At 34.5% G+C, this 14,534-nt stretch carries 13 protein-coding genes; 2 read left to right on the forward strand and 11 right to left on the reverse strand.

Translation table 11 applies throughout. From position 1 onward, the window contains the following. Window positions 1-55: 55 nt before the first annotated feature. The 4 genes from P2Q73_RS11845 to P2Q73_RS11860 all read right to left on the reverse strand — a co-directional run bounded on the left by P2Q73_RS11845 (window position 56) and on the right by P2Q73_RS11860 (window position 4,212). Window positions 56-1,351, reverse strand: a complete 1,296-nt coding sequence (locus P2Q73_RS11845) for a ribonuclease H-like domain-containing protein (RefSeq protein ID WP_275787284.1) — start codon at window positions 1,349-1,351, stop codon at window positions 56-58. Next, window positions 1,341-3,620, reverse strand: coding sequence for a DEAD/DEAH box helicase (locus P2Q73_RS11850; protein WP_275787287.1), 2,280 nt, complete (start codon window positions 3,618-3,620; stop codon window positions 1,341-1,343). Before P2Q73_RS11850 ends, P2Q73_RS11845 begins: the two co-directional genes overlap by 11 nt. Beyond that, a complete protein-coding gene (locus tag P2Q73_RS11855) occupies window positions 3,613-3,981 on the reverse strand; it encodes a YppE family protein (protein WP_056829524.1) in 369 nt (122 codons plus the stop codon). The genes P2Q73_RS11850 and P2Q73_RS11855 overlap by 8 nt, the downstream gene beginning before the upstream one ends. 75 nt (window positions 3,982-4,056) lie before the next feature. Further along, on the reverse strand, window positions 4,057-4,212 hold the full coding sequence (locus P2Q73_RS11860; protein WP_156350744.1) for a hypothetical protein: 156 nt from the start codon (window positions 4,210-4,212) through the stop codon (window positions 4,057-4,059). Window positions 4,213-4,406: 194 nt separating this feature from the next. Here P2Q73_RS11860 and recU point away from each other — a divergent pair, with 194 nt between their 5' ends. Beyond that, window positions 4,407-5,006 (forward strand): Holliday junction resolvase RecU, encoded by a 600-nt coding sequence (recU, locus tag P2Q73_RS11865; RefSeq protein WP_053589763.1) that lies wholly within the window; start codon window positions 4,407-4,409, stop codon window positions 5,004-5,006. 21 nt (window positions 5,007-5,027) lie between these two features. Further along, the gene (locus P2Q73_RS11870; protein WP_275787293.1) at window positions 5,028-7,661 is read left to right on the forward strand and encodes a PBP1A family penicillin-binding protein; all 2,634 of its coding nucleotides are present in this window, start codon (window positions 5,028-5,030) and stop codon (window positions 7,659-7,661) included. An 81-nt stretch (window positions 7,662-7,742) separates the two neighbouring features. Here P2Q73_RS11870 and P2Q73_RS11875 read toward each other — a convergent pair whose 3' ends face one another. From P2Q73_RS11875 to dinG, 7 genes are all read right to left on the reverse strand, one after another. Further along, window positions 7,743-8,045, reverse strand: coding sequence for a YpoC family protein (locus P2Q73_RS11875; RefSeq protein WP_056829519.1), 303 nt, complete (start codon window positions 8,043-8,045; stop codon window positions 7,743-7,745). Then, window positions 8,038-8,688, reverse strand: a complete 651-nt coding sequence (gene nth / locus P2Q73_RS11880; protein ID WP_275787322.1) for an endonuclease III — start codon at window positions 8,686-8,688, stop codon at window positions 8,038-8,040. The genes P2Q73_RS11875 and nth overlap by 8 nt, the downstream gene beginning before the upstream one ends. Before the next feature lie 11 nt (window positions 8,689-8,699). Then, the gene (locus tag P2Q73_RS11885) at window positions 8,700-9,410 is read right to left on the reverse strand and encodes a DnaD domain-containing protein (protein ID WP_056829517.1); all 711 of its coding nucleotides are present in this window, start codon (window positions 9,408-9,410) and stop codon (window positions 8,700-8,702) included. A gap of 76 nt (window positions 9,411-9,486) precedes the next feature. Next, window positions 9,487-10,782, reverse strand: a complete 1,296-nt coding sequence (gene asnS / locus P2Q73_RS11890; RefSeq protein WP_275787326.1) for an asparagine--tRNA ligase — start codon at window positions 10,780-10,782, stop codon at window positions 9,487-9,489. A 28-nt stretch (window positions 10,783-10,810) separates the two neighbouring features. Further along, a complete protein-coding gene (locus P2Q73_RS11895) occupies window positions 10,811-11,302 on the reverse strand; it encodes a cell wall elongation regulator TseB-like domain-containing protein (RefSeq protein ID WP_275787329.1) in 492 nt (163 codons plus the stop codon). 3 nt (window positions 11,303-11,305) lie between these two features. Beyond that, window positions 11,306-11,476 (reverse strand): YpmA family protein, encoded by a 171-nt coding sequence (locus tag P2Q73_RS11900; RefSeq protein ID WP_082355209.1) that lies wholly within the window; start codon window positions 11,474-11,476, stop codon window positions 11,306-11,308. 22 nt (window positions 11,477-11,498) lie between these two features. Continuing rightward, window positions 11,499-14,255, reverse strand: a complete 2,757-nt coding sequence (gene dinG / locus P2Q73_RS11905) for an ATP-dependent DNA helicase DinG (RefSeq protein WP_275787332.1) — start codon at window positions 14,253-14,255, stop codon at window positions 11,499-11,501. Between the last annotated feature and the right edge of the window lie 279 nt (window positions 14,256-14,534).

The raw sequence follows: 14,534 nt of genomic DNA on the forward strand, positions 1-14,534 counted from the left end.
CATCTACATTTCGCTAAACGTATTATAGCATAATGATGTCGAATAATGGAGTAATTTAAGGCATTTGTACGCGCTTTTTGTTATGTTGTGCGCTTGCCCGGGAAATAATTATTTTCCGGCTTATTCTTTCTCTTCTTTTAACTAGTTCTTTTTCGATGCGTAACTTTGTTTGTGTGGAAATACTATCGCTTAAAGAATCCATATATGCCGCGCTTTTTAAGGTCATTTTTAGCGCTGACTCAAAATCTCTTTGTTGATGCTCATACAATTTAGCTAATTCTATATAAACTTTTAAACGATATTTCCCGCTTATTTCCTTTAAAGATTCCTCAAAAGCTTGGATGCTCTCGATAAATAGCTTTTTGCGTTTCAAATGTAAGCCTAAGAACATATAGGCAACGCAAGCTTCCTCTTTTGGGAAATGATCCACGACAAATTTAAACCAGTCAAAGCTAACTTCGGTTGTTTTCAAATCCTGAAACCATTTTCCGATATTTGTATACGTCACAGAAGATTCAGCTACCTCATCTTTTTTGGTCATTAAATCCACTGTAATTATATATAGCGTTACCAAAGATAAAATATCCCATTCATTATGTTTTAAAACTTTCATCAAATTAACTGGACTACCTGTCTTTACCGCGTCAAAATAAATAATGGGAGCAAGATGACCTGGAATATCTCCGTTTCTATTAAAACCTAACTTTTGTTCTTCGATTTGCTTTAGTTTAAATCTTTCTAAATCACCTTTCCATATTCGTTTGGAAGTATGCATCAAGTCAATATGATCATGCTGTTTTAATTTTGGAAGAAAATTTCTATTCATTGTCCATCTTGTAATTAGTTGTGGCAAATCAAAGCTTTTTCCGTTATAAGTAATAATTGTTTGTGTGTCTTTCCAGAAATCCGAAGCATATAAAAATGCGGTTTCTTGACTTGGATCTGCAAGTACAAATTGTTTCAATAAAAAACCATCATTCGTTTTCGTTAATATTCCATTAAGAAATATAAGTACTCCTGTCCCCTTCAAACCAGTTGTTTCTGTATCATAAAAGGAAAAGCTATTATTTGAAGAAAGTGTTAATGGATGTTCTGGATAATTATTCTGCATAAATTTGATCGCTTGATTTAATTTACTCAATGCAATGTTTCCATGTATATGCTCATTTGAGTAGAAAGATTCTTTTACAAATAAAAAACCATGTTCGTTCTGAATTAGTTTAAGTCCGTGCTGAATCCATTTCTCTGTATAAAAAGGAAGCTGATAAGTAGAAACTTCCTTTTTAATCTGTTCGCTCGAATTCTTTTTTACGAGCCCTTTCATTTGTAATAACTTTTTTTCATAGGACATTTTCTTTTACCTGCAAAAAATGGAATAGTCTTAATACTTCTTTTTTCAAATTCAATTCAGCATCTTGGGCTCCGATACAAGCAGGACAACCATTACTACAAGAACAGCTTGCTACTTGCTCTGTTACTTTAGGAACTAATTCATTCCATAAATCAAACATTCTTTCTGATAATCCGATACCACCTGGATAACTATCATAAATATAAAAAGTTGGTTTTTCCATATTAGTTGATTTCACTTGTGGTACGACATGAATATCTTTTGAATCACAATGAATGAATAATGGAATAAATGCATGAAGCGCATATGCTGCTCCAGTCATTGCATCTGATAGTAGAGCATCCGTCCAATCATCTGGTTTTTCAAAGCTAAACCATGTAGAGGAAGTATGCAATTCTATTGGAGGTAAGTGAATCTTACCTGATCCAATGTTGTCGTGAGTATCAAACTTAATTTTTTTAAAGATAGTTGGTTGCGCTAATACAATGATGTCGCCAAATAACAGTGTTCCAACATTGGCTTCTTTTTCCTTATCCTCACTCAATACTTTTAACTCTACCGCAATGTTAGCATCTGTGAAATAGTCAACGTCTACCTCTCTAACAAATGCTTTTTTCTCTTCCCAGTCCAGTATTTCTACTTGAAATTGAGTTCCTTGATGTAAATATATCGCTTCCTCATGCAGTAAAGTCATCGCACTATATTGATCCATTTCACCAATCACTCTCGTTTTTGTTGGTATAGATTGGTCAATAATAATAACATTTTCTTGAGAAGCAGAACGTAAACTTACATTGCTCGCTGGAAAACTTTCAGACATCCAATGCCATTTCTCAGCTGTTTTTAATAAAACGCCTTCCTCCTCCAAAAATTCAAGTAACTCTTGAATTGAAAATTCGCCGTATGAATCCATCGTTGAAAATGGCAACTCAAATGCTGCACATTTCAAATGATCCATTAAAATTATCATGTTATCAGGATGAATACGTACTTCTTCTGGAGATTGACCTAAAAAGTAAGAAGGATGGTTCACCACATATTGATCAAGTGCAGTGGATTGAGCAACGTATATAATTAGAGCTTCATCCTGCCTTCTTCCTGCTCTTCCTGCCTGTTGCCATGCACTTGCGATATTGCCAGGGTATCCTGTCATTATACATGCTTGTAATTGACCAATATCTACCCCTAACTCTAATGCATTAGTGCTTACTACAGTTCTAATTAATCCGTCTCTTAAGCCTTTTTCAATTGTTCTTCTTTCAGAAGGTAAATAACCTCCTCTATAACCGCGAATTGTTTGGTCATTTATTTTTTTGCTAACTAGCCCTTGTAAATAAGTTACGAGCATTTCGACTCGAACTCTACTTTTTGCAAAAACAATTGTTTGAATCCCATTCACATATAATTCCTGTGCTAAATCTCTAACTTCTAATATTGCACTTCTTCTCACATTAAATACTGGATGAATAATTGGTGGATTGTAAAACACAAAATGTTTCTTACCTGCAGGGGCACCATTTTCATCGATTAATGTATGCGAAGCATTTGTTAAAGATTCCGCAAGCTCTTTTGGATTTTTAATCGTAGCAGATGTACAAATAAACTGCGGATGACTTCCATAAAACGCACAAATTCTCTTTAACCTTCGTATAACATGTGCAACATGACTACCGAAAACACCCTTATATGTATGGATTTCATCTATAACTATAAATTTTAAGTTCTCGAAAAGAGATACCCATTTAGTGTGATGTGGGAGAATTCCAGAATGAAGCATATCAGGATTTGTTAATACTATATGACCTGACTTTCTAATTTTCTGTCTTATACCAGGTTCTGTGTCTCCATCATATGTATAACTTAAAATTTCCTCTTCACTCTCTTGAATTAGTGCGTTTAAATCGCTTTTTTGGTCCTGGGCTAATGCTTTTGTCGGAAACAAGTAAATGGCTCGCGAGGTTGGATCGTCTAATATCGACTGAAGAACTGGTAGGTGGTAGCAAAGTGATTTTCCTGAGGCAGTAGGAGTGATTGTAGTATATGACTTACCAGACATCGCAGTATCAAAAGCTTGTCTTTGATGAATATACAATTGATTTACTCCACGACTGACTAATGCTTTTTGTAAAGAAGGATGCATTTGATCGGGAAATGGTGCATATTTTGCTTGTTTCTCTTCAGTTGTATGAACATGCACTATGCGTGAATTTCTATTTCCATCTAACTTCCAATCATCTAGTAATTGTTGAACGCTCTTTCGTTTATGCATGTTCATCCCCCACTTCCTTGATAGCTTGAATAATTGTTTCCAATGTATATTTTGATGAATGAATTGACTTTAGAAACCTTTTTTTACTCGTACCTTTATAGTACGATTGCACAATAAATTGCTTCATGGACTCAAGTAAAGAGTCAACCTGACTAGGATGGACATACTTAGGTCTCTTTTCTTGAATCCATTTTCGGACTAGTTGTTCCCATTCTTGCAAAAGCTCATCTATTTGATATGCATGTGGTTTTACATCTTGAAAAAAATCAGGATCTTTATCTTCTTTACGATAAGTTTCAAAACGGACGATACAATCATCACATTCTTTCAATAAATGTTTACTAAGATTTAATAGTGACAAAGTTATCCCTCACATTCTAGTAATAGTTTATCAAATAACAAAACTTTTTACTAGTTCTAGGCGAACGTATATTCTTTATAATTTTTTTTCCATTTTTTCAATTTTCGCTAGCAAATGAAAAGAGGACTGACTAAAGTTTTCCTCGAATTTATCTTGTTCATCGTGTAGTCGACTTTCGAGTAAATACTCAAGTAACTCAAGTTGGTCAATTAATCGTTCAATTTTATTCATAATAATTCCTCCTTTTTAGAGTATGTTCCTTGTTTTTCTATAAATACCTTCCCTCTCGACAAACGTTCTTTACAACAGACAAAACTAGTGTGCACTCGACAAAGTAAACTCGCTGTAACAGAAATGAAACTAAATATGAATAGTATTCGTCTAAGTAACTTGTGATAAACTAATAGCATAAAGAGGTGATCTGCTTGGCTATTCATTATCCAAATGGTAGAGTGTATACTCCCAAAAAAGAACCGTTAAAAATTAAGAAAAAGGATTATTCTTTTAGTAATAGGGGTAAGACGTTAGAGGATGAGTTAAATGATGCAAACGAATACTACCTTTTAAGTGGTCTAGCTGTCATATATAAAAAACCAATCCCTATTCAGGTCGTTAAAGTAGAATATCCTAGTCGAAGTAGTGCAGTGATTAGAGAAGCGTATTATCGAACACCTTCTACTACAGACTTTAACGGTGTGTACCAAGGTAAATATATTGACTTTGAAGCAAAAGAAACGGAAAATAGAACAGCGTTTCCCTTGAAAAATGTACACGAACATCAAGTAAATCATATGAGAAAAGTAACTAAACAAAATGGCGTATGTTTTTTACTTGTACGTTTCTCGGCATTTGATCGGTATTTTTATTTGCCTTTTGAACAATTAGAGCTTTTTTGGGAAAGAATGCAAACAGGTGGAAGAAAATCTATTGCTTTTAGTGAATTTGAAGAGCATGCAATAGAGATTATTCCCAAATATGCACCAAGGATTGATTATTTAAAAATAGTTGATAACTTGAACGTATAAAGTGAAAGTGAGGAGACGTTTATGAGTGAGCAAAAAAGAACTCGTGAACAAAGAAGAAAAGAATTACAACAAAAAAAACAACCGAAGAAACCTATAAAACTATGGATAAAACGTATTTTTGTTACTGTACTAGCTTTAGGTATTGTAGGACTTATAGCAGGAGGATCCCTATTCGCTTATTATGCAAGCACTGCTCCAGAATTAGACGAAAAATCTTTAAAAGATCCTATTAGTCCAAAACTTTTAGATGCAAACGGAGAAGTATTTGCTACAGTTGGTTCGGAAAGTAGAGAACATGTTCCCTACGATCAAATACCCCAACAAATGGAAGATGCTATTTTAGCGACGGAAGATGTTCGGTTTTATGATCATATGGGAGTCGATTTCCTACGTTTAGGGAAAGCGGTTTTAGCAAACTTCACAAGCGGTTTTGGTTCTCAAGGTGCCAGTACTTTAACACAACAAGTGATTAAAAACTCGTTTTTAACAAATGAAAAAACATTAAAACGAAAAGCACAAGAGGCCTATCTTGCTATTCAACTAGAACGCAAGTATGAAAAAGAAGAGATATTTGAAATGTACTTTAATAAAATTTTAATGTCTGGAAGAATATATGGATTTGGTACAGCATCCAAATATTTCTATGGTAAGGAATTAAAGGACTTAACTTTAGATCAATACGCAGTACTTGCAGGAATGCCACAAAGTCCGAATAATTATAATCCATTCAAAAATCCTGAGCTTGCTGAAAAAAGACGAAACATTGTACTTCATTTAATGAATTTACATGGCAAAATTACTGAAGAAGAAATGAAAACAGCACAAGCAGTACCTATAGAGGAAGGTTTATTACCTGAAGAGCAACGTGTAGCACGACAAGATTCTAAATATGATGCGTTCATTGATATTGTATTGGATGAATTAGAAAAAAATGGTGATGGGGATGCAATCTCCGAAGGTATTACTATTCATACAACTTTACAACCTGAAGCACAACAGACTGTAGAATCTACACTTAACTCTGATATGTTCCCTTCAGAAAAAATCCAATCAGCTATTGCAGTTATTGATACAAAGACAGGTGCAATCGCTGCAGTTGGTGGTGGTAGAAATTATGGAGCAGAACGTGGATTTAACTTTGCACAAGATATGAATGTTCGCTCTCCCGGTTCTACTATCAAACCTTTAATCGACTATGGTCCAGCAGTAGAGTATTTAAATTGGTCAACTGGTCAGACAATCGTTGATGAAAAAATCAATTACACTGGTACGGATCAAGTTGTTCGAAACTTTGATGGGAAATATAAAGGTGAAATGACAATGCGCGAAGCACTTTATAATTCTCGAAATGTACCTGCTGTTAAAACACTACAAGAGGTTGGCACAAAAAATGCGAAAGAGTTTATTAATCGTTTCGGAATAGATTTAGGAGACGTAACTGAAAGTAGTGCGATTGGTGGTACATCTAAAGCCATGTCCCCTATTCAAATGGCTGGAGCATACGCAGCATTTGGAAATAGCGGTATGCATACTGAACCATATGCGATAAATAAAATTGTTTACCGAGATGGCAAAACAGAAAAAAATTATCGTCCTGAATCTAAACCTGTCATGAAGGATTCTACAGCTTATATAGTGACAGATGTCCTAAGAGATGTGATGACGATAGGTACTGGTAAACGTGCAGCAGTGAGTGGATTAGATATCGCTGGAAAATCTGGTACATCCAACTATGACGCAAATCAAATGAAGGAATGGAATTTACCGGATAGCGCATTTCCTGATGTGTGGTTTGCTGGATACACTACAAATTACTCTATTGCTGTTTGGTCTGGTTATCCTGAATTAAAAACTCCAATGACTACAAACGAGGAGCGTTATTTGCCACAGCATATTTTTAAAGAAGTAATGGCTAATATTTCAGATGGAACAAATACAGAGCGCTTCAAAAAACCAAGTTCAGTAGTAGAAGCGACAATCGAGGTGGGAACTGATCCGTTACAATTAGCAAGCGATTATACACCTGACAATTTAAAATCCACCGAACTGTTTGTTAAAGGAACTGAACCTACTACTGTATCGGAAGAATATAAGCAACTTGAGTTAGATGCTCCTTCTAATTTATCCGTGGATTATGATGAGATAACTTCAACTGCAACATTATCATGGGATTTCAAAAAACCAGAAGAAATGGAAACAGATGTACAATTTGAAGTTTCCGTTGCTATCGATAATGGACCAAGTGAAGTTCTACAAACAACAAATCAACAGGGATTAATCGTTCAAAGTTTGATACCTGGTAGTACTTATGTATTTTCGGTTACTGCAGTTTCAGATGAAATTCGAAGTGAACCAGCTTCTATCTCTCTGACACTCGATGCCGTAGAAGAAGTAAATCCAGAAGATAACCCTTCAGACGATATTGATGAAAATGAAGGTAATGAGAATGGTAACGGTAATGGTAACAATAATGGAAATGGTAATGGCCAGGGTAATGGCCAGGGCAACGGCACTGGCACTGGCGATGGAAATTCTAATGGTGAGGATGGAACTAATACTGGAGAGGACGGTACAAATACAACACCTGAAGATGGTCAGGAAGAAACGAATCCTGATGGTACCACATCTGGAGAGGATTCCAGTACAACTCCATAAAACAAAAAAACGAGTTATCCTAGATGGATAACTCGTTTTTTATTTGTAAATATTAAAAACTTCCCAATATGTCATCTATCACTATTTATCATTCATGATTCTTTTCACTGCAATTTTCTTTTTCGCTTCTTTAAACAACTCATCAAGTTGACGATACGCAGTATAATTTGAACTATTCTTTTGAATAAATTCAAAGCGTTCGGTAAAATTGATTAAATTTACTCCATCAGCAACCTTAATAATATCTTTCAATAGCTGTATCCCATGCTCCATGATGATTTTTCTTGAATCATCATTTTCTTTAAAAAGCTGGACTAAACTATCTTTTAACAGGTCCCATTCTTCAAATTTACTCCGAAAATCGAAAGAATTATCTTTAGACAATTTTACTCATCCTCTTTTTCCCTTCTCGACAAACTGCCAATAAGGGGCATTCTGGGCAATTTGGATTTTGTGCTTTACAATGATAGCGCCCAAAGAATATTAGTTGATGATGTGCTTTTGACCATAGCTCCATCGGAGTTTTCTTCATTAATGTCTCTTCTACTTGCAAGACAGTATCTTTCCATCTACATAAACCTAAGCGTTTTGTTACACGTTCTACATGTGTATCCACCGCAATTGCTGGAATGTCAAAGGCTACTGAAACAACAACATTTGCGGTTTTGCGGCCTACACCCGGAAAAGTAGTCAATAGGTCTCTATTAGCAGGGACTTCGCCACCGTATAATTCAATCAATTGTTTACTTAATGCTTGTATATTTTTCGCCTTATTACGATATAGACCAATTGATCGAATATCTGATTGAAGTTCTTCAATAGAAACCATTAAATAATCTTCAGGCTTTTTATATTTTTGAAATAAAGTTTTTGTCACTTTATTTACTAAAACATCCGTACATTGTGCAGACAATAATGTAGCAACAAGGAGTTCAAATGGATTTTCATGAACGAGCTCACAATGAGCATCAGGGAACATTCGCTCCATCTCTTCAAGGCAATAATGCCATTGTGCTTTCGTAAGCAATTTTCCCCCTCCTACTCTCTTTCTTCTAACCAATTATAAAAAGATACTTTTGTAGAACTAGAAATTTGTTCAACTTGTTTTGGAACAGGTATTTGTTGTCTGAAATTAGACGACTCTTTTTCTGCAGCTTCTACTGTCTTAATATTTTTCTTTTTCCATTCAAATAAAATACGATCTATATAGCGTAAGCTAAGCTTTTGGGCAAGTACTGCCTCTTTAAGTGCTAAACGAATAAGTGAAGGAGAATGTTGATCCTGGTCAAACCACATGCCTATTGTTTCATATTCCATGGGTGATAACAGTCTGCCAAATTCTTGCTCGAATAACTTATAAATATTGCCTTCCTCCACTTTCACTTGTTGATCTTCTTCCTTGTTCTGTTCGTGCTCTGCATAATCCAAAAGTAAGTTCCAGAGACACTGAAAATCATAATATTCATTACGAACACCTTGTTCATCAATTTGCTGTTCAATTTGAACAAAACCTTTTTGCAAAAGTCGTTGTAAAATACTTACTACTTTATTTTCATCAAAATACGTCTTGTCCACTAGATTTTGGGGAGTTGGAAAATGGTTTCCAGCCTCACCATAAGCAATTAAATGAAGAAGAATGATAGCTTCTTCATCTTTCACATCAATCATCTTGTAGTAGCTAAAAAAAAGCTGGGAAATGGTTACATTTCCCTGCTCTGTCCAAATACGGAGTCGATCTCGCTTTTGCATACTCGTCTCCCTTTCTTTTTGATCCAACCGTGATGCCTTGTCCCTTTAAGTAAGAAAATATAGCGGTTGTTTTATCTTATGGATATAATCTGTTTAATAAACGTGGGAATGGAATAGACTCACGTACATGTTCTGCTCCACTTAACCATGCTACTGTTCTTTCTAATCCGAGTCCAAAACCTGAATGTGGCACGGAACCTTGTTTACGAAGCTCTAAATACCATGCATATGCTGCTTCATCTAAACCATGCTCTTCTAATCGTTGTTTTAAAAGATCATAGTCGTGAATACGCTCAGATCCACCAATAATTTCTCCATAACCTTCAGGAGCAATTAAGTCTGCACATAATACAACATCATCTCTATCTGGATGCGGTTGCATATAGAAAGGTTTGATCCCTACTGGATAATGTGTGATAAAAACAGGTTTGTCGTAGCTTTCTGCAATGGCTGTTTCATGAGGAGAACCAAAATCATCCCCCCATTGGATATCATCAAATCCTTTTTCATGTAAAAATTTAATAGCATCATCATAAGAAATACGTGGAAACGGTGCTTTAATATTTTCAAGTTTAGATATATCACGACCTAAACGTTCTAATTCTAATGTACAATTTTTTAATACTGCTTGTGCTATATATTCAACATATTGTTCTTGCACTTCTAAGTTTTCGTCGAATTCTACAAAAGCCATCTCAGGCTCAATCATCCAAAATTCAATTAAATGACGTCGTGTTTTAGATTTTTCTGCACGAAATGTAGGTCCAAAAGAAAATACTTTACCAAGTGCCATTGCAGCAGCTTCCATATACAATTGACCAGATTGAGATAAATAAGCATCCTCATCAAAATATTTTGTATGGAATAATTCGGACGTCCCTTCTGGAGCTGATCCAGTTAAAATAGGTGGGTCCATTTTTACAAATCCATTATTATTAAAAAACTCATATGTAGCACGAATAATTTCATTACGAATTTTCATAATAGCATGTTGTTTTCTAGAACGTAACCATAAATGACGATTGTCCATTAAAAATTCCGTACCATGTTCCTTAGGTGTAATTGGGAAATCCACAGCAGCATGAATCACATCAATTTGTTTTACCTGTAATTCATAACCAAAAGAAGAACGATCGTCTTTAGTTACTTCACCTATTACATACATAGAAGTTTCTTGTGTTAATCCTTTAGCAACTTGAAAAATTTCTTCTCCAACTTCCTCTTTCACTACAACTCCTTGAACAAAACCAGAACCATCACGTAGTTGTAAAAAAGCAATTTTACCACTTGACCGTTTATTTGAAAGCCATGCACCTAATTTTATTGTTTCGCCGACATGGTTCTCCATATCTTTAATCATAATTTTTTTCATGTTACCCTCCAAAAATTCAAAAGTTAAATTATAAGTTTGAAATACGTTTCCACCAATCTCCGTCATTAAATAATAACAAATACACATAACCAAGGTTATTGTCGTTATCTACAAACGTGATTTCCCAAACTGGACCTACTTCTTCTACTCCAAGTTTAGCATGTAATATTTTACTGTCCTTTTCCTCTTTCATAGCTAGTTCAATCGCTTGTTCTTTCGTTATTCCATCCTTTAAATTAACTTCCATTATAGCTTCATCTGTCTTTTTTTCAGGAATGAAAAACGCTTTTTCTTCCCCGTTATCAGTTGTACCTATAACTGTATGGAATGAATCAGAACTATTATATACATAAGAATCATTAATATCAGATAACAACTCATGTTTCATTACATAAGATTCAGCATCTTCGCTAGCAGTTTTGAAAGGATTTTTTGCTTGAAAGTAAATTAGTAAGCTTAGAACAACCGTTAGACTGATTAAAAAAATAACAATAAACAGGATCCATCTTTTTAATGCCATTAGTTAAGTCCTGTAAATTGTAAATACTGCTTTTTCTTGATCTTGCTTATCAAGTGCCAATCCAAACATTAAATCCTGTTCTTTTAATGTACGATTTAAAGCATCAACCACTTTATATAAGTCACCCTGATAATTTACCGTAACGGTTGATAGCACTTCAATTTTTTTTTCCATATTTCTACCCGCTTTCTAAAACTCATACTCCCTTAGTATACCAATTTTCCAGCTCTAAGACCATATTTTCTAGCGATACTTTCTTTACTGGAATATTAGGGATTGCTTGAATAAAATCGATTCCATAGGACTTTGTTTCAATTCTTCTATCTAACACGATAAAAACACCCTTATCGGATGATGAACGGATTAATCGACCAAAACCTTGTCTAAAGCGAAGAACTGCTTCTGGTAAAGAATAAGCAGTAAATGGGTTCTGACCGTTAATTGTTAATAATTCTGCTCTCTTTTTAAATAAAGGGTCCTCTGGAGAGGAAAAAGGAAGTCTCACCATAATAATTACAGATAATGCGTCTCCCGGAACGTCTACACCTTCCCAAAAACTATTTGTGCCAAATAATACTGATTTAGAAAAACGCTGAAATGATTTTAATAAGCGCATTCTACTTCCAGATGACATACCTTGTGCAAACAACATATAATCATCTAACAATTCTGTGTCTTGTATTAAGTCAACTGTTTTTCGAAGCATATCTTGAGAAGTGAACAAGACAAAGCATCTTCCTTCAGTAACCAGCACTGTTTGAACAATTGCTTCCGCGATTGATTCAATATAGTCACTTTGAGATACTTGCTGGATATCTGGCATATCGTCAACAATTAACAATTCTGCTCCTTTATAATAGTCAGCAGAAGCTTTAAATGTAGAAATGCTAATATTATTATCTAATCCTAACTGAGAAGTGATAAAGTGGCGATTTGTAGGAACCGAAAGTGTTCCCGAAGTCCATACAACCGCCCCTTCCTCTCTTAGCGGATCGAGGGCACTTTTAATATCTTGCTGATAGTTTAATGGTCTTTTAATAATAGTCAAGCTACCCGGTATGCTTCTTGTATCCATTTCCAACCACTTTGCTTCAAGTGTGGCATCCTGTAAAAATATTTCATCCCATTCGCTTACTTTTATTTCAAGCTCTCGAATCCAATATTCCCATTCGTTCAATATGATAGATGAATATAATTCTAATTGGTCCGAATATGAATGGATAATCGATTTTGCAGAAAAAATAAAAGTTTGAATGGAGTTTGCTACTCTTCTCAAACTGGATTCATCTATGTTGAATTCTCCAAGAAGAATAGATTTTTTTGTATTTTTATATCGAGTTTTTGTTTGGCTTGCAGAATGGACGATAGCAGAAATAGTATCATCAAAAGTATTTACTACTTCAACAAATTGCTTTTCTAAACGTACACGTAAAGCTAATGGAATATGCAAATCGGACAATTTATAAAGTAAATGTTCCGTATCCAATGTTCCAAATTGACCAAGCACATACTTCCAATTTGTATAAGAAAAAACGCGTTCTTTTCTAGACATACTGGCATGTATAAATTGATGTGCCTCATCAATAATAGTTGCACATCCATTTACCAATAACCTATTTTCTCTTTCCTGATCTGCTAATATCATGGCATGATTGGTAACTAAAATATCACATTTTTCACTTTTTCGAATAGCTTTCTGATAAAAGTCTACCTCTTTCAACTCTTTCATATTAAAACGATCAGTTCTTCTTATTTTATCAATAAAAAGTTGACCTCCACCTGAAACATTTAACTCGGTCAAATCCCCTTCTTCTGTTAGTGTTAACCAAACTAATATTTGCATAATAGTAAAAGTTTCATCATAAGATTCATCTTCTAATTGAAGATGCTGCCAAAATCGATATAAATCGATATAATGATGCATCCCTTTCAATTTTCCTACTTGAATTTGAATACCTAAGAGCTCATTTAATTTAGGTATTTCTTCCAAAATTAACTGATCAATTAAATGAGTTGTATACGTACTAACGATTACTGGTTTCCGTTGCTCCATTGCATAAATGGTAGCAGGAAGTAAGTAACCCAAGGTTTTACCAATCCCAGTCTCCGCCTCACAAACAATTTCTTTTTTATCCTTTAGTGCAGCGTGAATCTTATCCATTAATTCAAATTGACCTGGACGCTCTTCAAATCGTTCCATACTTTCATGGAACAAGCTCAATTTAGAAGATCTCTCTAAAGGATAACATTGCTGAATAGGCTGAAAATCAATCTCATCCTCTACATATTTTAAAGGTATAGAATGATAAGTTGGGTAATCTTTTGAGTCCAACTCTTTTCTTTTAGAAGTTAACACCTCAAAAAAAATTAAGGATAAGTTAGATTTCAAATGAAAAGATCTTTTATGTAATAATTCTATTGTTCGTAGTGGTAATTGAGAAAGTTGCTCTATGCACTTTAATAGCAAATGTGCAGTAGCCAACGCATCATCGTCTGCTCGATGTGCTGAATGCAACTCAATATGTAACTCAGAGGAAATATCCTGTAGCTTATAACTATACAAGTTGGGAAACATTAGTTTTGTAAATTCAACTGTATCCATATTTTTGCAAATTAACTTCGGAAGCCCAACTCTTTTAAGTTCACTTTGTAAAAATGGAAGATCAAAATGAACATTATGTGCTACAAATATATGGTCTTGAAGCATATCTAAAATTTGTGAACCAACTTCTTCAAAAAGAGGAGCATTCACTACATCTTCATCTTTAATTTTCGTTAAATCTTGAATAAAGAAAGGAATTTGTTTTTCCGGATTAATAAATGTTGTATACGTATTTGTGATTTTATAGTCATTTATAAAGACAATTGCTATCTGAATTATGCGGTCACCATTAGAAGATGAATGGCCTGTTGTTTCAATATCTACAACTGCATATTTATGATTTTCCACCATTCCTCAACTCACAATTCTAATTTTTAAAAGTAAGAACATTAAAGACTTTCTCTAAAAAATTGTAACACATTCACTAATAAGAAACGAAAATTTTGATGTAAACAATTGAAAATAAATCTTCATTAAAACAAGCATGAATTTTAATACATATATTTAGAAATGATTTATCAAATTTCAAACCCCTTTTAACACGGACGTGCGCTTGCCACACTCTGTGCATGAGACTCCGCAGGATGAGTCGCTCCTTCGTCGCTCCCACATCCTTTACGGGGTCTCATT

Source organism: Bacillus sp. Cr_A10, from assembly GCF_029222665.1.
In the GTDB taxonomy this organism is placed as follows: Bacteria; Bacillota; Bacilli; order Bacillales_A; family Planococcaceae; genus Psychrobacillus.

What these genes read in the sequence shown, in the direction of transcription:
- P2Q73_RS11845 (WP_275787284.1), bottom strand. Translation starts at nt 1,351, where the DNA reads ATGTCCTATGAAAAAAAGTTATTACAAATGAAAGGGCTCGTAAAAAAG.
- P2Q73_RS11850 (WP_275787287.1), bottom strand. Translation starts at nt 3,620, where the DNA reads ATGCATAAACGAAAGAGCGTTCAACAATTACTAGATGATTGGAAGTTA.
- P2Q73_RS11860 (WP_156350744.1), bottom strand. Translation starts at nt 4,212, where the DNA reads ATGAATAAAATTGAACGATTAATTGACCAACTTGAGTTACTTGAGTAT.
- P2Q73_RS11870 (WP_275787293.1), top strand. Translation starts at nt 5,028, where the DNA reads ATGAGTGAGCAAAAAAGAACTCGTGAACAAAGAAGAAAAGAATTACAA.
- P2Q73_RS11885 (WP_056829517.1), bottom strand. Translation starts at nt 9,410, where the DNA reads ATGCAAAAGCGAGATCGACTCCGTATTTGGACAGAGCAGGGAAATGTA.
- asnS (WP_275787326.1), bottom strand. Translation starts at nt 10,782, where the DNA reads ATGAAAAAAATTATGATTAAAGATATGGAGAACCATGTCGGCGAAACA.
- P2Q73_RS11895 (WP_275787329.1), bottom strand. Translation starts at nt 11,302, where the DNA reads ATGGCATTAAAAAGATGGATCCTGTTTATTGTTATTTTTTTAATCAGT.
- P2Q73_RS11900 (WP_082355209.1), bottom strand. Translation starts at nt 11,476, where the DNA reads ATGGAAAAAAAAATTGAAGTGCTATCAACCGTTACGGTAAATTATCAG.
- dinG (WP_275787332.1), bottom strand. Translation starts at nt 14,255, where the DNA reads ATGGTGGAAAATCATAAATATGCAGTTGTAGATATTGAAACAACAGGC.